General features: G+C 41.2%; 26 protein-coding genes. All 26 read left to right on the top strand.

All coding sequences use genetic code 11. From position 1 onward, the window contains the following. Positions 1-73 precede the first annotated feature (73 nt). The 26 genes from HMPREF2780_RS01660 to HMPREF2780_RS01535 all read left to right on the top strand — a co-directional run bounded on the left by HMPREF2780_RS01660 (position 74) and on the right by HMPREF2780_RS01535 (position 25,926). On the top strand, positions 74-274 hold the full coding sequence (locus tag HMPREF2780_RS01660) for a hypothetical protein (protein WP_008809739.1): 201 nt from the start codon (positions 74-76) through the stop codon (positions 272-274). 13 nt (positions 275-287) lie between these two features. Continuing rightward, positions 288-476 (top strand): hypothetical protein, encoded by a 189-nt coding sequence (locus tag HMPREF2780_RS01655; protein WP_225915773.1) that lies wholly within the window; start codon positions 288-290, stop codon positions 474-476. Next, positions 460-876, top strand: coding sequence for a hypothetical protein (locus HMPREF2780_RS01650; RefSeq protein ID WP_020992730.1), 417 nt, complete (start codon positions 460-462; stop codon positions 874-876). Before HMPREF2780_RS01655 ends, HMPREF2780_RS01650 begins: the two co-directional genes overlap by 17 nt. After that, positions 873-1,313, top strand: coding sequence for a thioredoxin domain-containing protein (locus tag HMPREF2780_RS01645; protein WP_060971013.1), 441 nt, complete (start codon positions 873-875; stop codon positions 1,311-1,313). The genes HMPREF2780_RS01650 and HMPREF2780_RS01645 overlap by 4 nt, the downstream gene beginning before the upstream one ends. Then, on the top strand, positions 1,310-1,537 hold the full coding sequence (locus tag HMPREF2780_RS01640; protein ID WP_060971014.1) for a hypothetical protein: 228 nt from the start codon (positions 1,310-1,312) through the stop codon (positions 1,535-1,537). Before HMPREF2780_RS01645 ends, HMPREF2780_RS01640 begins: the two co-directional genes overlap by 4 nt. Before the next feature lie 10 nt (positions 1,538-1,547). Next, positions 1,548-1,748 carry a hypothetical protein gene (locus HMPREF2780_RS01635; RefSeq protein ID WP_053794429.1) on the top strand — a complete coding sequence of 67 codons (201 nt, stop codon included), beginning with the start codon at positions 1,548-1,550 and terminating at the stop codon, positions 1,746-1,748. A gap of 16 nt (positions 1,749-1,764) precedes the next feature. Further along, positions 1,765-2,778, top strand: coding sequence for a hypothetical protein (locus tag HMPREF2780_RS01630; RefSeq protein WP_060971015.1), 1,014 nt, complete (start codon positions 1,765-1,767; stop codon positions 2,776-2,778). Between the two features lie 127 nt (positions 2,779-2,905). Next, a complete protein-coding gene (locus tag HMPREF2780_RS01625) occupies positions 2,906-3,181 on the top strand; it encodes a hypothetical protein (RefSeq protein ID WP_060971016.1) in 276 nt (91 codons plus the stop codon). Between the two features lie 409 nt (positions 3,182-3,590). Beyond that, positions 3,591-3,929, top strand: coding sequence for a hypothetical protein (locus HMPREF2780_RS01620; protein ID WP_053794432.1), 339 nt, complete (start codon positions 3,591-3,593; stop codon positions 3,927-3,929). Further along, the gene (locus HMPREF2780_RS01615; RefSeq protein ID WP_053794433.1) at positions 3,922-4,269 is read left to right on the top strand and encodes a hypothetical protein; all 348 of its coding nucleotides are present in this window, start codon (positions 3,922-3,924) and stop codon (positions 4,267-4,269) included. Before HMPREF2780_RS01620 ends, HMPREF2780_RS01615 begins: the two co-directional genes overlap by 8 nt. Further along, complete coding sequence (locus tag HMPREF2780_RS01610; protein ID WP_060971017.1) at positions 4,269-5,063, top strand: DNA/RNA non-specific endonuclease; 795 nt, start codon at positions 4,269-4,271, stop codon at positions 5,061-5,063. Before HMPREF2780_RS01615 ends, HMPREF2780_RS01610 begins: the two co-directional genes overlap by 1 nt. Positions 5,064-5,084: 21 nt before the next feature. Continuing rightward, the gene (locus HMPREF2780_RS01605) at positions 5,085-5,558 is read left to right on the top strand and encodes a hypothetical protein (RefSeq protein ID WP_105025993.1); all 474 of its coding nucleotides are present in this window, start codon (positions 5,085-5,087) and stop codon (positions 5,556-5,558) included. A gap of 16 nt (positions 5,559-5,574) precedes the next feature. Continuing rightward, positions 5,575-7,941: a MobP2 family relaxase gene (gene mobP2, locus HMPREF2780_RS01600; RefSeq protein WP_105026031.1), complete on the top strand. Its 2,367-nt coding sequence runs from the start codon at positions 5,575-5,577 to the stop codon at positions 7,939-7,941. A gap of 109 nt (positions 7,942-8,050) precedes the next feature. Continuing rightward, positions 8,051-8,311: a hypothetical protein gene (locus tag HMPREF2780_RS01595; RefSeq protein ID WP_060971019.1), complete on the top strand. Its 261-nt coding sequence runs from the start codon at positions 8,051-8,053 to the stop codon at positions 8,309-8,311. A gap of 18 nt (positions 8,312-8,329) precedes the next feature. Further along, positions 8,330-12,547, top strand: a complete 4,218-nt coding sequence (locus HMPREF2780_RS01590; protein ID WP_060971020.1) for a PBECR4 domain-containing protein — start codon at positions 8,330-8,332, stop codon at positions 12,545-12,547. A 194-nt stretch (positions 12,548-12,741) separates the two neighbouring features. After that, positions 12,742-14,499: a type IA DNA topoisomerase gene (locus tag HMPREF2780_RS01585; RefSeq protein WP_105025992.1), complete on the top strand. Its 1,758-nt coding sequence runs from the start codon at positions 12,742-12,744 to the stop codon at positions 14,497-14,499. Continuing rightward, positions 14,493-16,316, top strand: coding sequence for an AAA family ATPase (locus HMPREF2780_RS01580; protein ID WP_105025991.1), 1,824 nt, complete (start codon positions 14,493-14,495; stop codon positions 16,314-16,316). Before HMPREF2780_RS01585 ends, HMPREF2780_RS01580 begins: the two co-directional genes overlap by 7 nt. Positions 16,317-16,412: 96 nt before the next feature. After that, positions 16,413-16,760 carry a TrbC/VirB2 family protein gene (locus HMPREF2780_RS01575; RefSeq protein WP_060971023.1) on the top strand — a complete coding sequence of 116 codons (348 nt, stop codon included), beginning with the start codon at positions 16,413-16,415 and terminating at the stop codon, positions 16,758-16,760. A 17-nt stretch (positions 16,761-16,777) separates the two neighbouring features. Further along, positions 16,778-17,860, top strand: a complete 1,083-nt coding sequence (locus tag HMPREF2780_RS01570; protein WP_060971024.1) for a hypothetical protein — start codon at positions 16,778-16,780, stop codon at positions 17,858-17,860. 20 nt (positions 17,861-17,880) lie between these two features. Continuing rightward, entirely contained in the window at positions 17,881-18,771 is an 891-nt protein-coding gene (locus HMPREF2780_RS01565) for an LPXTG cell wall anchor domain-containing protein (RefSeq protein ID WP_105025990.1), read from the top strand. A 15-nt stretch (positions 18,772-18,786) separates the two neighbouring features. Next, on the top strand, positions 18,787-19,251 hold the full coding sequence (locus HMPREF2780_RS01560; protein ID WP_105025989.1) for a single-stranded DNA-binding protein: 465 nt from the start codon (positions 18,787-18,789) through the stop codon (positions 19,249-19,251). A 223-nt stretch (positions 19,252-19,474) separates the two neighbouring features. Continuing rightward, a complete protein-coding gene (locus HMPREF2780_RS01555) occupies positions 19,475-19,726 on the top strand; it encodes a hypothetical protein (protein WP_105025988.1) in 252 nt (83 codons plus the stop codon). Then, positions 19,719-22,859 carry a VirD4-like conjugal transfer protein, CD1115 family gene (locus HMPREF2780_RS01550; RefSeq protein WP_105025987.1) on the top strand — a complete coding sequence of 1,047 codons (3,141 nt, stop codon included), beginning with the start codon at positions 19,719-19,721 and terminating at the stop codon, positions 22,857-22,859. The genes HMPREF2780_RS01555 and HMPREF2780_RS01550 overlap by 8 nt, the downstream gene beginning before the upstream one ends. A gap of 97 nt (positions 22,860-22,956) precedes the next feature. After that, positions 22,957-23,439, top strand: coding sequence for a hypothetical protein (locus HMPREF2780_RS01545; RefSeq protein WP_008809716.1), 483 nt, complete (start codon positions 22,957-22,959; stop codon positions 23,437-23,439). A 126-nt stretch (positions 23,440-23,565) separates the two neighbouring features. Continuing rightward, on the top strand, positions 23,566-25,635 hold the full coding sequence (locus HMPREF2780_RS01540) for a pLS20_p028 family conjugation system transmembrane protein (protein ID WP_060971053.1): 2,070 nt from the start codon (positions 23,566-23,568) through the stop codon (positions 25,633-25,635). Positions 25,636-25,641: 6 nt separating this feature from the next. Next, the gene (locus HMPREF2780_RS01535) at positions 25,642-25,926 is read left to right on the top strand and encodes a BRCT domain-containing protein (RefSeq protein ID WP_023917005.1); all 285 of its coding nucleotides are present in this window, start codon (positions 25,642-25,644) and stop codon (positions 25,924-25,926) included. The last annotated feature ends 40 nt before the right edge of the window (positions 25,927-25,966 follow it).

Here is a 25,966-nt window from a genome sequence, read left to right as displayed (position 1 = left end):
TATAAGAGTTGGGTGTACTCAATGTTCTGGAGCTAGTCAAGAACTTGGAAGATCAAGAAAGTGAGGAAGTCAAATGATTGCTATTTTTAGTTTTGAGATTGGAGATTATCTGCGTGATGAGAAGAAGAACCTTCTAGTTTTTGAGACTCAGGGGATGGCTTCTCAATATCTTCAAAAATGGTATCACAAACCCGTACCAGTAACGAGGACAAAGAGAATTATTCAGTATCCGAATTACTATCAGGCTCCATTTAGATTTCATAAGGTTTGTTAGAAGGGAGGTTTTAATGGTGAAAAATGAAGATGATGTTCTTTATACTGGAAGACTTTATCTGTTTGATATTATTCCATTATGGAAAACGACAAAGACCAAGCAAGAATGGAAACAAATTGAAATGGAGATGTCATCAAGAAATAAAATGGTGATGTTTAAGTTTGATGACGAGGAGGAGAGGGAAGATGACAAAAACGTTTAAGATTGTACGAGGGACTTATCTGACAGGACTAGGACAAGAGCCCTCAGCTTATTACTTCAAAGTGTCTGAAAGCGATGCAGACTTTGAAACGATTGCTCCTGGAGATGTAGCCCTGACCTTTTATCAAAATGGAGAAACTATCACAAGTTTACCAGCTTTGGTACGAGTTGATGGGGTCATTGTAGCTGAAAGACAGGTCAATGAATTTCTCCATAGTGAGAAGAAAGATCATCTGCCTATGTTGCCGATTGTGGCGATTTATGATGATTTTGATCCGCTTGTTTTTAATAAGATTATGACCAGCTTTCAGGAGCTAAAGCAAGACATGAAACGGCTGGCTAAACTCCAAGTGATCCAGGGCAATCTCTTTGATTTTCTGGACAAGGAGGACTCTCTATGAAAGATTTGAAAGCAATCAAATTGGGTTTTGGCATTGTTCTTTTTATCATGCTTTTGAGTTTTGCTGCTATTGGAGTAAAGACAGTTTGGCAAGAGGTTGTTTTCAAAGATTATGACAGCCATCTGACCCAAAACGAATATACGGCTGCGGTAGTTGATCAGAATGCAAACCTGGTCTTTTACAAGTCAGGCTGTCCCTATTGCCAGGCAGGAAAACAAGCAGTTATTTCTGCTGCTGAAAAGAGTGCTTATCCGACTTTTTATATCAATGTTGAGTCGGAAAAAGGCCAGGTCTTGGTAAAGAAATACCAGGTAAAAAAAGCGGCGACGATTGTTACACTGAGAGATGGAAAACAACAGCTTTCTCTCTATGCGACTAAGGACAGTAAAGGCAAAATCAAGGCTGATGAGTCCGCTATTAAGGAGGCAATGAAATGACTAAAAAGGTAAGCAAAAAGACGGAAGCTTTGTTTCGTTTTGATAATGAATTGTGGCGTGCTAAGACGCCTGAAGGTGTGGTTGCTTTAGGCAGACATGTTGGAGAAGATCCTTACTATCTTCTCCAGTTCCATGACGAGGGCGGCAGCCTTACCTATATCTCAGAGAGTGAGGCTTTGTGGCTAACTCTCGAACTTGCACCAGAAAAAATGTCTTGTATCTAGGAGGTTTCCCATGAATAACTTATCGAATTTTATTAGTCATTTTGTCATCTTGGCTAGCTTGCTATGCGCTTGGTTTCTTCCTATTTGTTCTGTGACAATCAGAGATAAATATGAGAATGAGAAAAAGCAAATGAGAGCGTCTGTCGTCTTGATGATGTTGTTGAAAATGTTCTGGCCTAATAGTCAGGTGAAGTGGGGAAAAGAAAATTAGAAAGGATTTGTTAGACATGATAGAAACATTAAAACGCTGGATGGGAAATGCAAAATCCAGCACCGTTGTAAAACCATTTCTGGCCGTTAAAAACTGGTTTCAGGAGAATGTGATCAAACGAAAATTAGTCATTTTTTCCGTTTTATTTGCGGCCTGGATCAGTCTTTTGGCTGGAGCACTCTATTCTCCAGAACGCCAAACCTACACAGATGATCAGCTTAAAACCAAGCAAACATTTGTCAATGGAACTGGAGAAATTAAGCTGACCAGTCAGACCTATTCTCCCAAAACAGGTATCATTGTTCTTCAGTTTGAGACTAGGGATGCGACTTCATCTGTTGAGCGTGGAATTGATGCCAAGCGCTTAAAATGGAAGCTTTACTCACAAAATAAATCAGCTAAAACGAGCATGGAAGTTGTCCCAATCGTGGATAATAAAATCTCAGTGATTATCCGTGGAGTACCTGAAGATTTTGGCGCTTTTGCGATTGATGTCATCAATACAACTGTCTCAACTAGTTCAGTTGATATTGACATTACATCGCCATCAAGTGACGATAGTTCCACTTCAAAATCCTTGTCCCCGAAAGAGGAGGAAGCAGAAAGAACCGTCCAATTTTTTGTCACAACTCAAAATAAAAATCTCAAACAAAAGACAATCGATGCGGTGTCTCGTGAAGAGTTTACACTGACTGAAATCGAGGCTGAAATCAGCTATCAGGAAGGACAAATCAAAAAATTGAATGAGTCTATTTCTAAGCTGAAAACCTCTATTGAAGATGATGAGTCTCGCAAAGACGGATTGAATACTGAAGCAAAATATCTTACAGGTGATGACCTGGAAGCCAACCAAAAAGATATTTCTGTCATTGATAGTAACATCGAAACAAAGAACCGTTCGATTGAAACAGCTACAGAGAATATCGAAAAACTAAAAGGTAAGATTGAGACCTTGAACAAGAAAAAAGCAGCCGTGAAAGATGGGACATTTGAATTTTCTAATCCGATTGAAACCATCGAAATGAACTAATCCTTCATGAACTTTTTCTCCCTAATCATAGATTGGGGAGTTTTCTTTTTGCGGTGACTTGTCCCTTTACAGCACAAAAATCTTTTATCCCTTATACTGATTTTAATTTTAAAAAGGAGGCTATAAGATGGCAAAAAAAGATCTTAAAAAAATTGATTTAGAATTGGAAGAAGCAAAGAAAAAAGTTGCTGCTTTAGAGTCAGTTCGTAAAGAAGCAGAAGAAAAGCTTCAAAAAAATATTGGTAAATTGTACGTCCAGGTGCAGCTCAAAAAAGATAAAAATTTGTCGTATGAACAAATTCATGCTGACCTAAAAACAGAACTCGCTCTTCTCAAAGAAGAAGAAAAAGAACGTCGTCAGGCTGCTCAAAAAGCTACTGAAGAAAGTGAACAGGTTTCTTAAAAAAACAGACTGATTTTCTCCAGCTGAATGAGCACTAAATAACCTGATTTTGCTCTTAAAAGTTCAGTGGCTGAAAGTGTGCTGATTAGAAATAAGAGTAAGTATAGGTGTGTTAGAGCAGTGTGCTTAGGTAGGCGTAGCCGAGAAAATTGGGGACAAAGGAAACGTTGATACTATCAACTCCACACGGGACGTGGGGACAGTTTCCCTTATGCTCTTTTCAAGCACTAAGACCCTAAAAGGCCTTAAGCCTTGCAGGTGGGCGCTGGTGTGCTGAAAAACCGCAAAAGTAGAACCGTTTCGGTTCGTGACGTTGCGAGGTTCAGGTTTTCTTTTTTGCTTCTTTTTGCTTTTTCCTCGTAAAAAGAAAAAAGAAGGGCGCTCATTTTTTGAAGAAAGGAGAGATGAAATGCCGACCAAAAATCAAACTGTTGAAATCAAAATCCGAGGACTTTCACACCAAGAGGTGAATTATCTAAAAGCTCTTGCGAAAGATACCAAGGCAAAATCATTTAATGAATTTTTGCTGGGAATGTGCCGTGAAAAAATTGAAAAAGGAAAATTCAATCGGGCAGAAGATTTGTACGTCTCCCATCTTGAAAATATCAAACTGACATCTGACCACGTTTTGTTTTTGACAGAAAAACAGTCCGACATTTTACAAGATTTTGAAACGAAAATGGCCCGATACGCTAATCACATTTCCCGCTGGTTGGAATACGAGGGAGAGGTGGAAAGAGATGACTAAGGAGATCAAAATCAGAAATATTCCAGATCATACGTTTGAGCAGCTGCACACCATAGCGAACAAATATCAGTATTCATCATTCAATGAATTTATGCTCTCACAATGTGAGTCTGTCGTGATGAACGATGGACTAGATTTATATGAAAATCGTTTTGCGGAGACTTTGGCTGAAATTAAAAAGCAACAGAGCCAGATTTTAGAGTTGCTGTTGAAGAATGAAATCAAATTATCAGGATATGGTGCAAAACAAGAACTGGTAGAACAGCTGACGATTGATTGGCTTGGATTTATGAATGACGAAAAAGCAGTGACTTCTGAACGACAGGCAGGTGATTACTGATGAAGAAAAATAAATTTGTTTTTGTCGCTATAATCTTTTTAGCCATCCTTCTGGTACAGCCTCAAAATTTTCAAGCGGTCGTCTCATTTTTTACACAAAATGATTTGAAAAGTCAGCTCAATATTACTGGTTCACCTGGAGAAAAAAATTCTGATATTTCATCCACCTATCATTCTAAAAATAGTGAACTGAAATCACAAATCTATGATGGAAAAAATCAAGTCATTGAAGTTCATTCTAAAGCTCAATTTACGAGTGAAGAATTGAATTTGGAAAAAGGCACCTGGAAAAAATTTTCCAGTCTTGATCTGCTCAATCGTGTAGGAGTGGCTGAAGCCATGTTAGGTCAAGACCTACTGCCTAAAAAAGAGCGAGAAGATATTTCAACCGTCACACCGACTGGTTGGAAAAACAAGAAGATTGATTTTAACGGTCAGTCGGATTACCTCTACAATCGTTCCCACTTAATTGCTTTTCAGTTGAGTGGTGAAAATGATAATCCGCAAAATCTATTCACAGGGACACGGGCCCTGAATGCAAATTTTGAAGATGAAAAATCTTCTATGCTTTACTATGAAAATTTTATCTCAAACTATATCAAAGAAACAAATCATCATGTCCGCTACAGGGTCACACCAATTTTCAAAAATGTGGAATTGGTGTGTCGGGGCATCCGTCTGGAGGCCCAAAGTGTAGAAGATGATACCATCTCTTTTGACGTGTATATTTTCAATATCCAGCCAGGATATGAACTCAATTATTTAACCGGGGACTCTCAAAAAGTTGCCCCTTGATGAACCAAAAAAGGAGAACTCATGCCAAGAAAAAAATCAAATATCCGTCGGTTTAGCCTATACCTAGGAGATGAAGGTGCTGAAAAATTTACAGCGATTATTGATTATTTACAAGATCAGGGATCCCCACACGGGCCAGAATTGAATAAGTCAGAAACAATTCAATTAGCCCTGGATGCTTTCTATAAATTGTTCCTTGATATTGATCGCCCTCGGCCTTATATCCAACGTTTAGCTGAGCTTCAAGGGGCCAAAAATAACCAGCTGGAAAATATAGAGCAGGATCTGAAAGTAATGAAAAATCAGCTCAATAGATTGCAGTATTTGGAGCTGACTAATTTCCATGCTATTACCAAAGGGCAAGAATTTGATGTGCAGGATTTAGAGTCTATTCACTCACGGATGGATCCTAACCAGCACAAACTAATGGCCAGAATTGATGATGTCATTCAAGAAGATGTGGCCAGGGGTCAAACCATCAAACATTCTCATTAAGGAGCTGTAAATGCCTATGGAAATGAACAGTCCAGCCGTGACATTTATGTTGCAGTACACGGAGGCAAATAGTGGATTTGTAGATTACACAAACCGTTCTGAAGCAGTCAAACAGGATCAAGAATTAGCTCTTGAAACTCATCGTCAAGAAATCGAAGGATTGACTGAAGAACAAGTTTTGGCCATGCAGGCAGCGGTTCCTGAACTCAATCTCAATTTTAGAGACTACCTGAGTTATATGAACCGTTCTTATGCGACAGAAAATCAATCAGAGGAGCTAACGGCTATCTTTACAGCAGATGCGAATTATCTTCAAAGAAGCAAGGTCAATGAGCTAAAGGAAAATCTTGAAACAGCTTGTCAAAACGGCTCCCTTCTTTGGCAGGGAGTAATCTCTTTTGATAATGCCTTTTTGGCCCAACAGGGGCTATATGATATTGCGACGGGTCAGGTTGACCAGCAGGCTATCAAATCGGTGATAAGAGACGCCTTGCCGAAAGTGATTGCTAAAGAAGGACTGTCAGACTCTTCTTTTTGGTGGGCCAACATTCACTTGAATACGGAGAATATTCACGTCCATTTTGGGCTGTCTGAGCTTCAAAGTGCCCGTGAAAAAATCTTTTATCAACCGAGAGGGCGGATGGAGTATAAAGGCAACTTTTCGCAGAAGACCATTTCAAAACTGAAAAGTGATGTGTTTCACGGGTTGCTTAATGATCAGACTCGCAAGCGCCTCATCAGAAAAGAGCAGATTTTGGCGAACCTAAAATCCAATCTTGTTGATCAAGTTTTTCATAATCAACAGGTGACTTCTTCAGCTGAGAAAAATTTTCTGGAGCAGGCATATAATCATTTGCCGCTCCAAAAAAATTGGCGCTATGGCTCGAATGCCAAAGACTTTGCGGTTAGTAAATTTTTCCTGGATAAATATATTGACTCTTACTTACAGAATGAAGGGAAAGAACTTTATCAGGAGTTTATGGAGGAGACCAGAAACTTCTTGGGACTTTATGATAGGGCTTATTTAGCTGGAAAAAATCAAACGTATGAACGTGTCCGAAAGGTGAATGGCCAAACGGTACGATCAGAAAAACAGGCCAAAGGCTATGACTTAGAAGGTGTGATCCATCGGCGGGAACTGGAATTGAGAGAACGGCTAGGAAATCGTATTCTACGCTCTTTTAAAGAAGCGGCCCCGCAGATTGAAGACGTTCAGCTGGAAAAAAATTTGCCAGATTTTTCTAAAGGCAATCAAAAGCGTATTCTCCAGCAGTTTCCAGAAGCCAGCTACTTAAAGTCCTTAGCTGCCTGGGAGAAAAAAGGCTACAGTCCCAAGGAAGGGATGCAGCCGATTGAAATTATAAAGCCAGTCTATAAAGAGTATGATAAACATGGAAATGGGATTGGAGAAATGAGCTTTGAGACCAGCTATGTTTACGACATCAAACAGATGGAAGAAAATATCCTGACTAAAAGGCTGTCTTTGAAAGAATTGTCTCTCTTTTCTTCAGCTGAACTACAGGAGCTTGTTGATGCGGCCAAAAAGAAAGAAAATCAGACGGAGAAAGAAAGGCAGGAGCTGGGGACCTTTCGCTATGCTCTAAAGTTAAGTAAGCTAGAAGAGCGTCAAAAGGCTTTACTAGTCAGTCAAAAGCTTCTTCACCAGGTGCAGCCTTTACGGTCTGATCAGCCTTTTCTCCAGTTAAAACAAGAAAGACTGGCCACAGAACTAAAACTAGTTGAACTACAGCTGACACCAAACTATCGCTTGTCTAAGTCTGAATTGGAACTAAAACAATCACTGAGCCGTCAGTTTGTAGAGAGCGTCAATCTCCCTATTTCTAAAGCAGATAGGGGCACTATCCAACTTCCTATCCGACACCTACAATCAGAGCTGGAAGCGTTGAAACCACTCCAGGATGAGGGGATCCTAATGTTGCTGAAAGGTTATCCTATTTCCAAGCAGGATTACAAGGAAGAGTTGGAGACACAAATCTCCATTTTCCAGGTGAAACATGGGATTTATAAAACCAATCAGAAGATAGCCCAAACCACGGATGAAGCTCAAATCAAAGTCTATAAACAATTCAATGCAAAGGAGTTTTCCAAACTGAAAGAATTGTATGGTAAATTACGACCTGAAGAAGAGGGACAAAAAGAAGCTCTTCTTCAGACGGTACAAAAACAGATCCAGTCTCAAAAACAAAACAGACGTAGCACCATCCAACAAACACAGGGCAGCCTGAAGGTTGATACTAGCTTTATGAGAAATCTGACAGCTTCTCTCAATCAAGCTCAAAGGAGCAGTCAAAAAGCCCTTATGGAAAGAGCTAGGAGTGATGAGCGAGAAGAACAGGAAGAACGCCGTGAAAATCGTCGTTAAAAGCCATTGGCAACCAATGGCTTTTTTTATGTTGACTTGTCCTGTTAGAGCAAGTTTTTTCATTATCCCTTAGACTAGAAGAATAAAACAAAAGAAAGGAGAAAACATCATGAAGCTATGTTTTCCAAGTGTGACAATAGAAGACTTTGACTTTGAAGCTGATTGGCTTGTCAAAGCGCTGGATAGTGAGACTCACCGAGTCCTTTTTGAGGGTCAAGGCAAAAATGCCGATCTTGAAATGACGATTGATTACCAGGCCAATCCCAAGGATTTTGAAGAACTTGCAGTAGGGGAGCTGGTTCAGCTGCCAAAAGAACTGTTTTTAGAGGCCGAAGAAGAACCTTTCCAGCCGATCTGTGAACCTTTTTAATACAAGAAAGGAGCTATTATGCCAGAAGAAACAAATCAACCTCAAGGAAACCGTGGCCGCAGCCGTCGAGAAAGAGTAGAAATTGCCCGTTCCAGAGATATTCTGGATGTCGCCAATGAATTGAATATGGAATTGGTACGAGATGGGAAAGACTATCGCTGGAAAGAACACGACTCTCTGGTAATTTCACCTGATAAGAACAAGTGGAATTGGTTTTCCCGCCATCAAGGCGGGGATGTGATTGCTCTTGTAGAAACTATTAGAGAGATCAATTTCAATCAAGCAATTGACTATCTCAATGATGGTACCTTCAAAGAGTTTACTGCTGTCGAGAGGGAAAAAGAGCCATTTCGTTATCATCTTCAACCGTATGAGCAGGACTTTGTAGAAGCCAGAAATTATTTAAAAGTAAATCGTGGTCTCTCTGATGAAACGATTGACTTCTTTTTAGAAAAAGGTGTTCTAGCCCAGGCTAATGCGATGCTGAATAACAGCGTGGAGCCTGTGGTTGTTTTTAAAACCTTGACTTCTTCAGGTGAAATTACAGGAGCTACCCTACAAGGCATTGAAGAAAATCGGGATAAATGGCCGGGTCGTGGCTTTGCCAAAAATATTATCAGAAATTCTGATGGAATGGATGGCTTGCATGTGGATATTGGAAAGCCTAATCGGCTCATCTTCACTGAAAGCCCAATTGATCTAATGTCCTATTATGAGATCAATAAGGATACTTTACAAGACGTTCGGCTTGTATCTATGGATGGTCTTAAAGAAGCTACGATTGGTCGTCATCTGGCCCAGCTTCAATCAGAATTATCAGGCCGTCCGCTAAATTGGACGCCTGAACAACTAGCTAAGGGTCTCCAAACAGCGATTGACAGTCAGTATTTTGCGGATGGGAAACATACTGATATGATTACTCTTGCGGTGGATAATGATACCGCAGGAAGAACATTCGTTGAGGAACTGAAAGCCAAAGGAGCAGCTGTTACTGTAGATTTGCCTGAACTAAAGCAAGGACAAGATAAAACAGACTGGAATGACGTCTTGAAAACTCAGAATGAACAACCGTTAGTTGATTTATCAGCTCTATCAGTAGAAACAGTAGAAAATGAAAATTTTTCTAATAATCCATTAGAGCCAGTTTGGAAATTACATGGAAAATGGGAAGATGAATTAGCAGAAAAAATTCGGGAAGATTTAGGTATTAACCATGAACTACAGGCATGGCAATTTGAAAAAGAAATGTCACGATTTATAACGACTGATTTAGACAAGTTATTCGCAAAACGTACCATATTGGAAAGGGATGCTTATTTTGCGGATAGTTCAACGTCTATCCGAAAAGAGATTGATCGTTTAGATGCACAAATACTGGAGTACATAGAAAAAGCCCCTGAACAAAGTCAGGAGCGCTTGATTGATAGGACCAGTGGTGGCACGGGGTCTTTACAGCTAGAAGCTGAAGGCAGTCCCACACCTGTACTTGAAACAAGCACCTTTGAGCAAACTGTTACCAGTCACCCGACATCATCCTATCCTTACCTTCATTTTAGCACAAATTATGATAACGTGCAACGGCGGATAGGAAATTATCACCCAATTACACCTTCTGATTTGAGGCGCTTGAATCAATATGCGCCGTCAATTCAAAGCACGGCGTCTTGGTACTTAAGCGAACTGGCTGGAAGTAAAATCAGTTTTGTTTATGCGGATAATGGAGAGGAAAACGTTCTTCAAGTAACTTTCCTAAAAGAAAACTTTATCCATCTTTCAGGGATTAGACCTTTTGAAGAAGGAAAAGGAGCTGCTGACTTCTTAGAAGATTTTGCGACTGGTCAAGGTCATTATGACAGTATGCTAGTCAGTAATGCAATTAAGGATAAGTTGCAGGTTCTTCCAATGTTTCAGGACATTTTAGAGCCACAATCCTTTGTTCTGGATGATTTGAGCAGTGTTGAGAAATTACACAATCTCAATATGAGCGAAGCTATCAAGGCAAAAGATGAAGATTTCTTGTTGCTGTTTAAAGACGCTGAAGGTGAAAAAATCCCTGCCTCTCTCATGAAACTCAAGGGAGAGCTTGCAGCTAATGTAAAATCGCTAGATGAAAAGGTTATTCTTGGTGTTTATCGAGAACGGGATAATCAAATTGAACAGTTATCAATCAATGAAGAGTTCGTTACAGATGGTGGAGAAGAAATGTTAGATAATCTAAAAAATCAACTGTCCTCTTTAAATGAACCAAGTCAAGAACAAAAAACCACATTATCTCCAGTTGAAAAAAATATTGATGCAGCTATTTTTACACAAGTACTAGATGACGCACGTAATGTAGGCAACTTTGTAGAACTCGGTGTGACTATACCAGAAGAGGCTAAGGAAGCTTGGGCTAAGTATATAGAGTTATCAGATGTATCTTCAGGAGATTTTAATACAATTGTTCTCAAAGCAGAAGAATTAGGTTTACTTGACAAAAACTCTAGTTTTTATCAAGAATGGCGCCTAGAAGATATTTATAATAATAATTATCATGTACGTTTTCAGTGGTTAGAAGAACAGGAGAATAATCTTAAATTACAATTTGAAGAACATAGCCTAGTTTCTTATCAAGACTTTGCTAGAGAGCTATACAAGGCTAATCAAGAAACCAAAAACAATACTGAAGCTAATATTTCTAAAATCAAATTTGATATTTATGCTCCAGGGGGAGAGATGATTAAAGAGGGGGTTCGATTTAATATTGGTGATGAAACTAAGCCAATTTCACAAATGCTAGGATTGGGCTATCGTCGTCTAAAAGGTCAACCAATACTAGCTAACATTGATGAGAATGTCCTTTCTCAGCTGGAAAATCTGGCTCTTAATCAAGAAATTTCTCATGAGGCTAACAATCCTCAAAATTCACTTGCTACTCCAGAAACAGATCTGACAGCTTCCCCTGCTGAAGAAAAAGAATTTCGCTCTCCTAAGCAGGAAACAAAGGGCCAGCTGGAACAACGGGTGAATGAAATTGTAGCAGATAATCAGAAAGCTGCTGAAGAAGTGGCCCCGGCTAAAGAGTCTCCAGGAGAAATTGATTACAGCCTGGTCTCGCCTCATGAACTGAGTGAAATTGCCTTTCAAAAAATTAGGGAGTTTACCCGTTCTCCTGAAGCCTTAGCTGAGTATATGGATTTCATGAGTAAATTTCCACAGCTCTCCCCAAGAAACGTGGCGCTTATCCAGGATCAATGGCAAGGGGCCAATGCAGTGGCGACGTATAACCAGTGGCAGGCACTAGGGAAAACATTAGGGATTAAGCCTGAAGATGTCATTGAGACCAGGAACACCTACACCAATAAGCGGACAGGTGAGACGAAAGAAGTTATTCACCAGGGCTTGTCTGTGAAGTCAGGTGAGAAGGCACAGATTACTCTGTTCCGTCCTCTCATGGCTAAAATGATCCCCGTCTTGGATGATCAGGGAAACCAGGTTAAGAACAGTAAAGGCAATCCGAAGTTCAAGAAGATTTCAGAAGCGACCACTCAAGAGAAAGCTTTGCTGAAGGAAGGAAAGTTGAAGGTGGTTCAATTCCAGGAGAGAGACCAAGAGACAGGGCTGCCTAAGTTCACCACTTACAAGGTGTTTGAACTTTCTCAAACAACCTTGAAGCCAGAGAGTTATCCAAAGGCTATGCCAAACCGTCAATACCAGTTTGACACTGATCAAGTAAAAACGAAAGAGGTATTAGATGGTCTATGTGATTATGCAGGGACTTTAGGAGTTCGTCTGTTACGGGATGAGGTTCATGAGCTGGGAAATGCTAAAGGGGCCTTTTATCCAGGAGAACAAAAAATTCTCCTGAACCCTAATAATTTACCTGGAGAACAAATTGCGACAACTATTCATGAGTTGGCGCATGCCACTCTCCATAATCCCAAATTTACCGCTCATTACAAGGAAGATGTGTCAACTCCTCGTAAGGAACTAGAAGCTGAAATGACCAGTCACCTGGTGTCGAAGCATTTTGGCTTAGATACGAGTGAGGCTGCCATCGATTACATGGCTGGCTGGACTAAAAATCTAACACAGTTGGATGATAAGCAGCTGGCAGAGTCCATGAAACGGATCCATCAGACCGTCTCAAAAATGGTTAAGCATATTGAACACCACACAAAACCTTATGAACCTCCCAAAAATAGAGGGCAATCGCCAAATTTTCCCAAAAGCCCAACTAAAGGGCTGAAGCCTTAACAGTCAAGGTGCTTCCTATGCGGAGCGCCTTTTCTTGTTCAAGAAGATACACACTAAGTTATATAACTTAGTGAACAATAAAAAAGGCGCCTTTCTCAGCTGGAAAAGATTGAGTGCAGCGACTTGTCCTCTTAGAGCACGTTTTTCCATTATCCCTTACATTAAAGAAGTAAAACAAATGGAAGGAGAAAAAGATGCTAACAGTTATTCTGGCTGAGAAAGAAAGTCAAGCCTTAGATTATGCAGAGGCACTAGGAACCTTCACGACAAGAAAGAAAGTTCATATTATCAAACAGACACCCTTTCTTTCAGGTGAAGTGCATATAGTGTCCGCTGAAGGTCATTTATTTGAATATGGACTTCCAAAAAATAATTGGGATTTAACTAAACTCCCCTTGGTCGATGTCTCTTTTAAACAATTTCTCAAAAAAGACCGTACCTCAAAAGAAATGTTTAAACGAATTTATGAAGAGGTGACGGCTGCGGATGAAGTGATTATAGGGACGGACGCTGACCGTGAAGGGGAGAGAATAGCTTATTCCATTTTATCTCATATTCCTGAAGGTAAAGCGAAAATTAAAAAGCGTCTCTGGGTCAATTCCATGACAACAAGAGCTCTACAGCGAGCCTTTCAGAATATGAGGGATCCTCAAGAAACCTACAGCTTCTATTTAGAAGCTGAAGCTAGAGCACAAAGTGATTGGCTGGTAGGGATGAATTTATCTCCAATGGCCACGCTAAACCTTCAGAAACAGGGAATGCTCCCTAAAGCAAAGGGAAACAGTTTATCAGTTGGCCGTGTTCAAACCCCAGTCGTTCGTCTGATCTGCGAGAATGATCTGGCCATCCGAAACTTTGTCCAACAAACCTATTGGAAACTTCAGCTTGAAGATAAAGAAAATGAGGTAATCTTTACTAATAAGGATAAATTTACCGATAGCGACGAAGTTTTGGAGCTTTCCAGGAGCCTTGCTGATGTTGCTCTCGTTTCTTCAGTTGAAGCTGAAGAGAAGGCAAAGCCTGCTCCAGCACTCTTCAATCTTTCTGACCTACAAAGCTATGCGGCTAGACGTTGGAAGTTTGAAGCAACGAAAACAGAGAGGCTGGTTGAAGGGTTGTACTTGAAAAAATACTTGTCCTATCCTCGGTCAGATTGTCGTTTTATTACTGAAGATGAATTTAATTATTTGAGGCAGTACCTATCCAGCTATCAGGACACTATTCATTGCCATTTTAAGCCTTTTTTCTTAGAGCCTAGGGATTTTTATGTAGATCCTGCTAAAGTGGCTAAAAGCAGCCACTATGCCCTTATCCCAACGGAGAATATCCCTAATCTCCTAAGCCTTTCTCCAGATGAACGATTGATTTATGAGGCAGTCGTCAAACGATCTATTTTGATGTTTGCGGCTGACTGTCGGTATCAAACGACGACGGTTCAGCTGGAAAATAAGGGGCAAGTCTTTCAAACAAAAGGCAAACGAACCCTGGAACCAGGCTGGATAGAATGGAGTGATCTGCCTATCAAGAAAGATGTAGAGTTGCCAAACTATCGGTTGGATGATCCGGTAGCTTGTCAGATAACGATTGTAGACGGTATTACAAAGCCGCCTAAACGATTGACGGAAAGTCATCTGATTGGCCAAGTCTTTCCTAAATATGGTCTAGGAACACAGGCGACACGTGGAGCAGTTATTCAAACAATTCAATCCCGTGGTTACGTGAAAAAGGATAAGAAAACGGATCAGCTCTTTCCGACATATAAGGGGTACTTGCTGATTAACTATCTATGGGATAATGAATTTTCCAATCCTGAAACGACAGGAGGCTGGGAGCTTTTTCTCTCCCAGATTGGCGAGGGAGCGATCAATCCCCGTGATTTTGTAAATGCAATTAAAGATAAATTAACAATTCAAATTGAGCAGGCCAAAGAAGGGAGGGCTGATACATGGTGAAAACTCCATTTTTGGAAAAATACACGGATAACTTATCGGCTAAAATTGCTAAAAAAGAAGCAGATTATGAGGTTTATGGACGAGATGAGGAAATCCAGAACGTCATTACTTCTCTTCGCAGGCGCACTAAAAATAACCCAATTCTGGTTGGAGAAGCGGGCGTTGGGAAGACTGCTATTGTAGAAGGGCTTGCTTTAGCCATTTTAAGAGATCAGGTGCCAAATGATCTAAAAGGCTTAACTGTCCGCTCTTTGGAGCTCTCCAGTCTAATGAGTGGTGACGACGGTGGTTTTATTCCTAAATTTAAAAACATCATTCAAGAAATGATTGCTACCAAAGGCCAAAATATCCTTTTTGTCGATGAATTTCATACTATTGTTGGGGCGGGAAGCCAAAACGGGGAGTCTCTTGACGCTGGAAATATTATCAAGCCAGCCCTAGCACGTGGGGAGCTCCAGCTAATTGGGGCTACCACATTAGACGAATTTCACGACTACGTGGAAACAGACCGAGCCTTGGAACGGCGGGTTCAAAAAGTTATGGTTGAAGAACCGACAATTCCTGAAGCGATCACAATTATTGATCAAGCTAAGGTAATCTATGAAGACTTTCATCGCATCAAAATTAGTCGAGCTGCCGTAGAAACGGCAGTCAGGCTCTCAGTTCGTTATATTACAGACCGCTTCCTGCCTGACAAGGCCTTTGATCTGATTGACGAGGCTGCCACTATTTCCTCAGCCGAAAACAAAGAGCTGGTCACCGAAAAAGAAATTGCCCAAGTCTTGAAGAATAAGACGGGGATCCCGATTACCACCATTCTAAAAGGTGATAATGAACGCCTAGCTGGCTTTAAAGAAAAGCTATTGAAACGGGTCAAAGGCCAAGATGAAGCTATTGACGCTGTGGTAGATGCTGTTACGATTGCTCAAGCAGGGCTTCAGGATGAAAATAAACCAATTTCATCTTTCCTTTTTCTTGGCCCAACAGGAGTCGGAAAAACTGAATTATCAAAAGCAGTGGCGGAGGCACTTTTTGATGATGAAGATGCCATGCTGCGCTTTGATATGTCTGAATATAAACAGAAGGAAGACGTTGCCAAACTGATTGGTAATAGAGGAACCAGGACAAAGGGCCAGCTGACTGAAGGAGTCAAACAGAAACCTTACTGTGTGCTATTGCTGGATGAAATTGAAAAGGCGGATGGTGAGGTGCTTGATCTCTTCTTGCAGGTCTTAGATGATGGTCGTCTGACAGATGCCACAGGCCGCCTTGTGAGTTTTAAAAATACGATTGTGATTATGACGACAAACGTTGGAGCGAAGAAAATCATTGATAAGGCGGAGCTGAAAGGCAACTTTAAAAATCTGACAGATCGGGAACGCCAACAGTTTGAACGCAGTATGGAAAATGTACTCCAGAGAGAGTTCCGACCTGAATATCTAAATCGTATTGAAAATAAACTGATTTTCAATCTGCTGGAAAGTGATGTTATTGAAGAAATTGCGGAGAAAAATCTATCAGAGATTGCGTTGCGGATGAAACGCCAAAATCTCACTCTATCCTATGACTCTAGCTTGATTGCTTATTTATCCGACGTGGGAACAGATGTTAGAAATGGGGCCCGTCCACTGGAACGTTTGATTAAGCGGAAAGTCTTGGCTCCTATTTCTGCTAAAAGCCTAGACCTCAATAAAACGACTCAATCTTACAATATCCATGTTTGGGTAGAGGGCGAGGCTCCAGATGGCAGTCACCGTGTCGATCAGCGCCAACTTCATTTTGATGTGACAGAGCCCCTGGAAGTTCTCTTCAGTTGAAAAAAATACTTCTTTTACAGTGACTTGTCCCTTTACAGCGAAAACTTTCATTATCTCTTACACTAAAGATGTCAATAATTTTAAGGAGGATTTCACATGAAACAAAAATTGACAAACACTCTTCAAACCGTTAAGCAAAAAACAAAACCTTTTTTTCTGATCTTATCTCTCTTCTTGACTGGGCTGTTGGCTTCTCCTGTCTATGCAGATGATCCATTCGCAAAAACTCAAAATCTCGCTCAACAGGGAATTTCAAAGATCCAGGGAATTGGGATTATCACCTTTGGTCTGGCTATTGTAGCGACTGGGCTTGCCTATGGTCTGGGCGGTCGCGAAATGAAGGCTGCTATCAAAAAACATTGGGTGGCTATTGCCATTGGTATTATCGCAGTAGCTGCTGGCCCAAGTATCGTGGAGTGGGGCTTTAACTTTGTGAAAAACTAAGAAAGGAGTCAGAACCTATGGCATTTAGCCCGTTTCAAAAAAACAAAAAATGCTTGATGACGGATGACTTGTTTTTAGAGCTTACCTGGGAGGAAGGTAAATCTCCTGAGGATGACAACGAACTGCTTGGCATTATTGAAGGGTTAGATAATAGCTATCTGCCAGAAGGACAGATTTCGGTTGAAGACTCTCTTCCTTATGTGAGTTTTTTGACGGCAGAGCTACTCTTTCAGGAACTGAAAAAAGCCTATGGAGAATTTGCTTTTCAGAAGGTAGCCGTTTGTCACCTGGAAGGGAAAGAAGCTGTTTCCGAAGGAGAAGTATTTGCCAGTCCCTTTGTGATTGGCAAAACCTATCAAAATTTGCTTATCCCATTAATCCAGGCGATTATGACAGATGAAGCTTTTAGAAATTATACTCATTCAGATAAAAAGGAATACTTTGAAAATCAAGTGTACCCTATTTATAGGCAAAGCTTAGGTATTCCTGAGTCGGCCCTCCCTCTCTTTCCAGCTGAAGGTGAAGCGATGGAACCTGTAAAAAGTTCCTATTTTACAACTCCACGGGAGCCTCAAGCGATGGCTTCTTCAAAACAGGTGACACCTCAGCCTGTAAATCTGAAAAAAGTTTATCTCCTGCTGGGAGTGATAGGGGTGTTGACGGCAGGAGCTTTGAGCTTGTCAATGCTATCTATCAGCCGCCTAACCAAACAAAACGAGCAGCTTCAGTATCTTTACCAGGAGTTGAAGCAAGAACAACACTTAGTAGCTACTGAACACCAGGTAGATGTATTCAATCGCTATTTCCTGCCAAACTATTATTCAGGAAATAAGGAAGCTCTGGCCCCGTTCCTAGATGCTGGAGATGCTAAGTACACCACTCCTAAAGAGGGTACTTTGCAGTCTGTCATCTTAGAAAAAATCACGTATGATGCTGAAAAGAAAAGCTATCAAGCAACCTATGTTTTATCTGTTAAACAAGGTGAAGAAGCTTCAAATCACCGCTTGAGTTTTTCTGTCAAAGAAGATAAATCTAGTACTTACGGCTTTGTGGTCATAACAGAACCGAAAGAAACAGATTATCTCAAGCCCAAAAAATAAATGAAAGAGGAACATATCTTATGAAAAAGAAACAACTTTTAGCTAGTCTAGCCATCTCTACAATCATTTTGAGTCAGGCAGGTGCTGTATTTGCTGCTGAGAATGTCGCTCCAGTAGATAACACTTCCAGTCCTTCAGTAACAGTTCCAGCCCCTTCAGCTGAACCAGGTACGAGTGTGACGCAGCCAACAGAAACCCCATCTTCAACAGATCAAACGAATCCCGTCGATGGAACGACTACCCCAGGAGTTCAGCTACCATCTGAACCGTCACAGCCAAGTACCCCTCCAAGTACGGTAACACCAAGTGACTCGAATACCCCTCCAACATCAACGGAGGAACCAACTAAGCCAGGAGGCAACACAACATCTTCTTCAGAAACGCTTCCAGCTGATGGAAAAGGTCAGACTGCTGAAGATCCTAAATCAAAAGATCCTGTGACCCCTCCTAGTCAGGATGAGCCAACAACTGTTCCAACGATTAACGGCGGTACAGCTACGATTACACCAAATACCAATACCCCAACTAATGACCCTACTATTTCTGCTCAAACAGCTGCCAGCGTGGGAGCTAGTCAGGTAGGAACAACTTCCCAGGTGACTGGTCAAGTTGTTTCTAACGTATCTCCGACTGAACCAATTTTTACGAACACGGGCTATCAAATTGTCTCTACACAAAATAGCCAAGTCGTGATTGCGACTGCGGATGGTTCCACTCAAACGGTGGCTCCTGAAGTAGTTGGCGCTACAGTTAATTCAGATAAAACAATTTCAGTTACAGATCAAGTAGGAAAGATGACCACTCTTCCATCTACAGGAGATAAAGGAAGTCTATTGACTGTCCTTGGAAGCTTGTTGCTGGGTGTAGGTACTTTCTTCCTGAAGAAATGCCGTGAGGCTAAAGAAGTCTAGAAAGGACAATTGCTTATGCAAACATTTATAGCTGATGGCCGTGTCTCTGATATTCCTCAAGATGCAGTAGGTAAAACTTCTAATGGGAATGTCAGCTTCAAATTTGATTTTGTGTGTGACTCCAGTCTCCTGGATGAGAACCGCAAGCCGACGCCTAGCTTCTTCCACGTTCAAATGTACGGGAAACAAGCAGAAGTGATGGCAAAAAGCCTCTCTAAAGGGTCTCCTATTTTGCTGAAGGGAGAAATTATCCAGCGGAGCTATACCAGTAAAGGCGGTCAGCGCCGCTCTTATCAGTATATTGCTCCTGCACAGTTTGACGGGATCACCTTCTTAGAAAGTAAAGATGCAGCGGTCAAGCGTCGTCAAGCTCAAGTTCCAGGAACTAATATTTTCCAGTCTGAACCAGCTCCAACTCATCAAGAAGCTGAAGGAAGTTCAGCTTACCCTATCCCCATGGATGCTGATGAACCTTTCTAAAGTTCAGTGCAGCACTTGGCTTTAAAAGCCAGGTGCTATTTTTATTGAATGGAACAAAAAATTAAATAATAAGTTGCACAAAAAGTTATATAACAACTTATTTACTAATGGGCGTTCCTTTTTCGCCTGGAGAAGGGGCTTCCTCTGACTTGTCCCGTTAGAGCAGGCTTTTTCATTATCCCTTAAACTAAAGGAGTAAATCAAAAAGAAAGGAGTTTTGCCTATGGCAAAACAACAGACAGAACCAATAGCAGATGATTTGATGGCTGACTCTCTTCAGGCTGAAAATTATCTGAAGCAGGGGAGAACTTGCTCTCTGGCAACTATCCAGCTGGGATTGGAAGATTGGCTTCATCATTATTTGTATCGCTACCAAAAAGCCAGTCCAGATCTACGCTTCAAAATCTTTCTTTATTCCAGTTTCTATGACAGAAAGATTGTTCATGATATAGAAAGGGGTGAAGTGAATGAATAATAATTGGTTGGAGGTGATCTATTACACCATCATCCAGCTGGTCAAAGTCAATTATTTCAACTTGCTGATTATTGTAGCTTTCTTAGGCTATCTTCTTTTCCAGGTGTTTAAATGGCAGCGACCATCAATCAGGAGAGTTTTGAAGCAACTCACAAAAGCCTATCAGAATAGAGCAACTATCAAGATAAGAATTGTCCAAAAATGGAATAAGGTCAAAGCAATTGTTACAGGGAAAGAAAAAATTAACTGGAGAGGGTTCTTGAACAGTATCTTGACTTTTATCAAGCGATTGGTGGAGGTCATCCCAGCTTTTACTTTCTTATTCTTTGGAAATTTACTTTTTCGGATAGTCTATCTTTTGCCTTTTGTTAAACAAGAGCGAAAGCGATTTGATAAAGAGATGAAGCCAATCTTGTATTTCAATAGTTACCGTAGCTTAGTCCTCATGGGGCTGGGTTTCAGTCTGATTGCTTTTATGACTACTAATTATGGAGTGACGGTTTTGCGTGCTGCTATTCGCTATCTTTATTTTGCAGTGATGACCTTAAAAGACAATAGTCAAATGGCTGAATTTGATACGGACAGCCTCTTAATCCAAAATCTCCTGAACGTCCGAGTCTTTGTCCTAGCGCCTATTCTTACTTTTCCGCTTTTGATTGTTGGCTTGATTATTGCCTGGAAATCGGCTTGGGTTAATTTCGAGCAATATCGCAGTTACAATAACAACGAGGAAGGAGATGATCGTTTTGCGACGGTTAAGGAGGTCCACGGACAATATAAGAAAGTGCCGAACAAGACAGAAATCTTCCCAGGTGAAGGTGGTGCGCCGGTTCTTCATGAAACTAGAAAAAATTTATCAGGACTTACTCTAGGAGCCCAAATGCTTTGGCAAAATCGCAGATTTAGCCGTTATTTACTCAAATCTGAGCGAGTGTTAGGCATGCTTGCGACTCCTTCTGGGGACTACTACATCGAGGATAAGCCTATTAATTTATTGGGGATTGGGTCAACCCGTTCTGGAAAAGGAGAAAGTGCCATTACAACAACTACGGATATTAACAGCCGAGCAGCCATTCCACCCTCAATGATCCTTGGGGATCCAAAAGGAGAGCACTATCAGTCCTCGTATAAGACGATGCGCCGCCGTGGCTATGATGTCAATGTCTTGTCTTTTCAGAACATGGATTGGTCAATGTCCTATAATCCTTTGGCTTTAGCGGTTGCAGCCGCTAAAAAGGGCTACTATGAAAAAACTCAAACTCGTGTCAATGCAGTATCTGAAGCGATTTACCGTAAGACTAAGCCAGGTATGGGGAACGGAAATGCTAAATATTGGGAAGACACTTCTATCTCTCTTTTCAATGCGATTGCGATGGCTTTGATTGATCGAGCTAATGAGACTTTTAAAAATGGAGAGACTGATGCCTGGGATACTGTGACCGTTAGAAATATCGCCAAATTTTTGACGGACTTAGGATCTGAAGAAGTCTTGGTGGATGAAATGGGAGAAGTAGTTGAGAACCCGATGAAAGACCAACAGTTGACAAAAAAATCCAAAATTACGGTTTATTTCGATAATCTGAGAAGTATCAATCAACGTCAATTCTCGAAGTTTCGGGAAATGGCTGACCTCAACTTCAGGTCGTCCGATTTTGCGGCTGAAGAAACCAAGGGCAATGTTTACTCAAGCATGATGTCAGGGATTAACCTATTCTTGCAAGACAATATCGCCAAGCTCACCTCCAAAAACTCGATTGATTTGGAGTCTATCGGTTTCCCACGTCGCTTATCCGTAAAGTTTCGATCTAGTACAGCTAACGCCATCTCTAATCAATTTGCGCATCAAACGGCTAAGGTCTCCATCTCTTCAGCGGATGGTAAGGGCATCTACGTGAAGGAAGCGGCGGCTCTGGTCGATGGTGAAGGATATTTAACCTATGTTATTGAGCCTAAATTGCCAGATCAATTTCTCGTTACGATTGACTTCAACCATCCGAATAATGGCCTTGGTTTTGAAAAGGAGATTTATCGTTTCTCAGCTGAAAAGGTCCATCGCAACCAAAGCAATGTCATCTATTTGGATGAGTACACCAAGAAACCAGTTCTGGACTCTATCAAAGTAACAGTGCTTGATAAACAAGCAGGTCACTTGCTTCAGGAAGAAGATGTTGAGTTGATTTACTCTGATAATCCAACCATCATTTACCTGGTGACACCGCCTAATCGTACCGAGTACAACAGTATTGTGTCGCTCTTTCTTGACCAGCTCTTTAATGCTAATTATGAGCTGGCTTTGTCCGCTGGGAGAAAATGTGTGAACCGCATCCTTCACATTCTGGATGAGTTTACCAATATCCCTGCCATCCCTCACATGGATACAAAAATCTCCATCTGTTTGGGACAGAATATTTTATACTATTTGTGGATCCAAAACTTGGAACAGCTGACTGATAAATATGGTGAGAACACAGCTAAAACTATCAAGGATAACTGTTCGCTTCAGATTTATATCAAGTCTACGTCTGAAGATACGAACTCAACCTTTAGTAAAGCGCTTGGCTATCGCACAATTACCAAACGCCGCAGATCTAGCAATATTTTGGATGAAGCCAATCCAAATGTGGCGATTGAAAACCCACGTCAGGAATTGCTGACGCCAACTCAGCTAGCCAAGCTCCAAGAGGGAGAAGCGGTCATTCTGCGTGGAGTCAAAGGACGGGATAATGCAGGCCGTAAAGTGACAACAGATCCAATCTTCTTGCACGAAAAGACCAGTCTTCCGTATCGATACATGTTCCTTCAGGAAGAGTTTGACCAGTCTATGACTTTTGCGGATATTCCAGTGGAAAGTCCGCACCGCAATCTTGACCTACAAGAAATAGCTGTAGGAGCTCAGAGGAGCTTTGATAATATCATTGACTGGCGGAGAGCACTAAGCAATCGGATTGGCTCAAACAGCGGGGAAACAGCCAAATTAGCGACTCGCTATCAAAAAGGGAAGCCGTCTCCTAACCAGCAATTCTCCTCTCCAGCTGAAATGATTGCGGCTGCAGCTGAAGAAATTCTCTATGACGGCTATCAGTATGAGGATATGGATGAATATGAGGATCTGTTTGCAGATGATGTGATGTAAGATGAGGTACAAAGAATTGTATAATAAGTTATATACCTTTTGCATTAATAAGATATATCTGCTATAATAAACTCAATAAAAGATAGGAGAAGTACTCATGAAAATGAAAAAGATATTTGGTGTTATGTTGCTAGGTTTCATGGCTGTGCTCCTTGTGGCCTGCGGCCAAAAATCCGCTGAAGATATTATGAAAACAGAATTGAAGGATAGTTACACTGGATACTCAAAAGAAGCTGGTTATGAATATCCTTTCTCAGCTGGCGGAGATACGTTGAAATTTGATAAGAAAAATCATGTTATTACTAACGGAGCTAATAATGAGAATAAGTTTCAAGTTCTTTCGGAAAAACAAGTAAAAGAATTGCCTTCCTCGTTTAAAGGTGCTTTAGATGAATTGGAAAACGAGCTAAAAGGTACAGATAATTTCACGATTGCAGTTGGGGAATTTGATAAGTTTGAAGATAAAGCTTTTTATCAAATTGTTCTCACGGATAGTGGGAAAACAATTCGCATAATTGAATTACGTCGAGGATATAAAGACGGAAATGCATTTTATGATTTCACTGGGAAAGCTGACTAGTTGTGTTATAAAAAGGAAGTCTCGATTTTGAGGCTTCCTTTTTTTGCGGTGACTTGTCCTCTTAGAGCGGGTATCTTGATTATCTTTTATGATAAAGGTATCTAAAAAAGAAAGTAGGTGCCTTTATTGAATTACCAAACTTTTTCTGATCTCATGAAGGAGATTGGAAGTACTGACGGTGATCTTAGCGGCGATAAAGCAGAAAAATTGGCTCAGTTTTATTCTTACTGGAGTAATTACCTGGAGCCTACCCCTGCTTTTATGGCTTTTATAGCTTATATTCCAGGTGGGATTGGTAAAGCCTTATATCAAATTACAGCTAGCTTAGAACATGTCTTTAATAACATGTTCAAACTCTTTGGCCTCTTTGGTTATTTGGGAGATTCTAACACGGTTATTGGCCAGTTTTTCCGAGGCTTCCAGGTGCTGGGGACTGTGGTGTTTAGCTTAATTTTGGTTGTATCAGCTATAACTGGAGTCTTTACAAAGCCTGTTAAATACAAAGGAGTTATCACCAATTTTCTTTTGGTGACCTTTGTTACAGCTGTAATGCCGCTAGCCTTGACCTCGATAGCTACTGTTGTTGCGCAAGATGCGATGTCTGTTCAGACTGTTTCTAGTGAAGCACCAAAAGGAAGTGAACAATATTCTTCTCTAGCAATACAACCCATGAAAAATAACGTAGTGGATTTGAAAGTCTTGATTGATAATGACTTTTCAACGGAGCTCTTCCCTATGGACTCTTATGGTTATATCAAACCTGTTAAGAAAGGATCAACTCCTGTCAATAATATTACAGACAGCACAGACAAACGAGACACATCTGATTTTGCGACTCGGATTGATTTTGGAGCTACATACGGAGCTACTAATAGCGAGTTGCTAAAACAAGTACAAGAACGATACAAGAAAAAATTTGGCTATGAAGGAATTAAAGGATTATTCCTTCATAAGTTAGATTCTGAGCAAGTAGGAGTCGAAACAATCACAGAACATAGATTTGCTAAAGGTTTAAATGCCTTTGAGTCAGTCTACCTGCGCTATAAGGTCAACTGGATTGGAATGTATATGCAATATATCATTTTAATCATCCTCTTGGTGAGTATGTCGATAAAGTTTGTAAAGTCAGTCTTTGACATCGTCATTGAAGCAATGATCTCGCCAATTCAGGGGTATTCATCCCTTTCAAATTCTAAGAAGTATAAAGAGCTGCTTCGGACAATCGGTGGAGCCTTCGCTGGTATCTTCTTTGAAGTTGTCATCATGCGTGTGACGCTGGAGATCTGTCGTGACCTTCCTACCCTATCTGTTTCTGCTATTACCAAACTATCAGGTGGTTTCTTCGATGGCTTAAATATGTGGGAACAATGTTTGGCTGCTGGGCTTGTCTATATCGGAGTCTTCTTTGCAGCTATGCAAGGAGTGAGCATGATTGAACGCTGGCTGGGAGTCTCAACAGGTCACAGCGACACCGCACAACAACTTCTTGGAGCCATGATGATGGGGAATGCCTTTGCGACTGGTGCAGGTGCCCTAGCTCATGGAGCGGTTGGCGCTGGTCAATTCGGTGTAGATATGGCTAAGAAAGTCCCAGGTGCCGTGGTGACAGGTAGTAAAGTTCTTGGCAATAGCCTGGCGGCGACAGGCGGTGGCTTGAGTGGTGTTGCTAATGCTGTGAGAGATCAAGGCATTTGGAATACAGCCAAAGGCGGTGTAAGTAATGCCGTAGATTTGGCGGATGCTATGGCCAAACAGGGAGCTGGCAAGATTAAAGATTATATGGGCGGAGTGACGGATAATCTTGATCAGAAAGCCTCAAATGCTCAAAATGCAGTCTATAAGGGGCTGAAAAATGATGCCGTTGTCCCTGAGCCAGGATTTAGTCGAGATGGTGACTATACTTTGAACCCTTCAGGTCAATATGGTGGAGAACCGATCTTCTCAGATGATGCAAGCTCCCTTTCACCAAGTGGCGGAGTGACGGATCCGACGTTACCTCCAACTCCATCAGAAGAAGCATCATTTCAGGGAGTGAGTGATCCAACAACTCCTCCAAACCCCTCACCTGCGAAAAGCAACTTCCAGCAGTCTATGTCCCAGATGAACTATATGAGCCAACAGATGCAGCAGGCAGGCCAACGAATGCAAGGCCAAAGTCATATCAGAGGGGCAGAGATTGACGAAACAGAGGAGTAAGTGCCTATGATTGATCTCAAAGATAAAGTGGTGGTCATCACAGGAAGCTTGAGGCCACTGACTCGAAATGAAGCAGTAGCCTTTCTTACCGAGAGAGGAGCTATCGTTCAAGGGTATGTGTCCGCTCAAACACAAATTTTAGTAGCGGGCCATAAGCAACTGGATCTCTTTAAACCTGATCGCCGCTCTAAGAAATATGAAGCCGTTTTAAAGAGGTTAGAGGAAGGGCAGGAGATTACCATTCTATCTGAAGAATCCTTCTTCACTATCGTGAAAGAGTCTCAGGAGTGAGGCTCTTTTTTTGCCTTCCTATTTGTCAGACAGTGTGTAA

It is taken from the genome of Streptococcus sp. HMSC062B01, from assembly GCF_001811085.1.
In the GTDB taxonomy this organism is placed as follows: domain Bacteria; phylum Bacillota; class Bacilli; order Lactobacillales; family Streptococcaceae; genus Streptococcus; species Streptococcus gordonii.
The sequence above is the reverse complement of the archived record's forward strand: the minus strand, read 5'-3'. Positions and strand labels throughout refer to the sequence as shown.

Bases quoted from the DNA above. Each gene is read 5' to 3' on its own strand.
- HMPREF2780_RS01610 (WP_060971017.1), top strand. From the start codon at position 4,269: ATGAAGAAAAATAAATTTGTTTTTGTCGCTATAATCTTTTTAGCCATC.
- HMPREF2780_RS01550 (WP_105025987.1), top strand. From the start codon at position 19,719: ATGAATAATAATTGGTTGGAGGTGATCTATTACACCATCATCCAGCTG.
- HMPREF2780_RS01570 (WP_060971024.1), top strand. From the start codon at position 16,778: ATGGCATTTAGCCCGTTTCAAAAAAACAAAAAATGCTTGATGACGGAT.
- HMPREF2780_RS01620 (WP_053794432.1), top strand. From the start codon at position 3,591: ATGCCGACCAAAAATCAAACTGTTGAAATCAAAATCCGAGGACTTTCA.
- HMPREF2780_RS01590 (WP_060971020.1), top strand. From the start codon at position 8,330: ATGCCAGAAGAAACAAATCAACCTCAAGGAAACCGTGGCCGCAGCCGT.
- HMPREF2780_RS01580 (WP_105025991.1), top strand. From the start codon at position 14,493: ATGGTGAAAACTCCATTTTTGGAAAAATACACGGATAACTTATCGGCT.
- HMPREF2780_RS01585 (WP_105025992.1), top strand. From the start codon at position 12,742: ATGCTAACAGTTATTCTGGCTGAGAAAGAAAGTCAAGCCTTAGATTAT.
- HMPREF2780_RS01545 (WP_008809716.1), top strand. From the start codon at position 22,957: ATGAAAATGAAAAAGATATTTGGTGTTATGTTGCTAGGTTTCATGGCT.
- HMPREF2780_RS01650 (WP_020992730.1), top strand. From the start codon at position 460: ATGACAAAAACGTTTAAGATTGTACGAGGGACTTATCTGACAGGACTA.
- HMPREF2780_RS01640 (WP_060971014.1), top strand. From the start codon at position 1,310: ATGACTAAAAAGGTAAGCAAAAAGACGGAAGCTTTGTTTCGTTTTGAT.
- HMPREF2780_RS01630 (WP_060971015.1), top strand. From the start codon at position 1,765: ATGATAGAAACATTAAAACGCTGGATGGGAAATGCAAAATCCAGCACC.
- HMPREF2780_RS01535 (WP_023917005.1), top strand. From the start codon at position 25,642: ATGATTGATCTCAAAGATAAAGTGGTGGTCATCACAGGAAGCTTGAGG.
- HMPREF2780_RS01615 (WP_053794433.1), top strand. From the start codon at position 3,922: ATGACTAAGGAGATCAAAATCAGAAATATTCCAGATCATACGTTTGAG.
- HMPREF2780_RS01645 (WP_060971013.1), top strand. From the start codon at position 873: ATGAAAGATTTGAAAGCAATCAAATTGGGTTTTGGCATTGTTCTTTTT.
- HMPREF2780_RS01635 (WP_053794429.1), top strand. From the start codon at position 1,548: ATGAATAACTTATCGAATTTTATTAGTCATTTTGTCATCTTGGCTAGC.
- HMPREF2780_RS01605 (WP_105025993.1), top strand. From the start codon at position 5,085: ATGCCAAGAAAAAAATCAAATATCCGTCGGTTTAGCCTATACCTAGGA.
- HMPREF2780_RS01565 (WP_105025990.1), top strand. From the start codon at position 17,881: ATGAAAAAGAAACAACTTTTAGCTAGTCTAGCCATCTCTACAATCATT.
- HMPREF2780_RS01655 (WP_225915773.1), top strand. From the start codon at position 288: ATGGTGAAAAATGAAGATGATGTTCTTTATACTGGAAGACTTTATCTG.
- HMPREF2780_RS01560 (WP_105025989.1), top strand. From the start codon at position 18,787: ATGCAAACATTTATAGCTGATGGCCGTGTCTCTGATATTCCTCAAGAT.
- HMPREF2780_RS01555 (WP_105025988.1), top strand. From the start codon at position 19,475: ATGGCAAAACAACAGACAGAACCAATAGCAGATGATTTGATGGCTGAC.
- HMPREF2780_RS01660 (WP_008809739.1), top strand. From the start codon at position 74: ATGATTGCTATTTTTAGTTTTGAGATTGGAGATTATCTGCGTGATGAG.
- HMPREF2780_RS01625 (WP_060971016.1), top strand. From the start codon at position 2,906: ATGGCAAAAAAAGATCTTAAAAAAATTGATTTAGAATTGGAAGAAGCA.
- mobP2 (WP_105026031.1), top strand. From the start codon at position 5,575: ATGGAAATGAACAGTCCAGCCGTGACATTTATGTTGCAGTACACGGAG.
- HMPREF2780_RS01595 (WP_060971019.1), top strand. From the start codon at position 8,051: ATGAAGCTATGTTTTCCAAGTGTGACAATAGAAGACTTTGACTTTGAA.
- HMPREF2780_RS01575 (WP_060971023.1), top strand. From the start codon at position 16,413: ATGAAACAAAAATTGACAAACACTCTTCAAACCGTTAAGCAAAAAACA.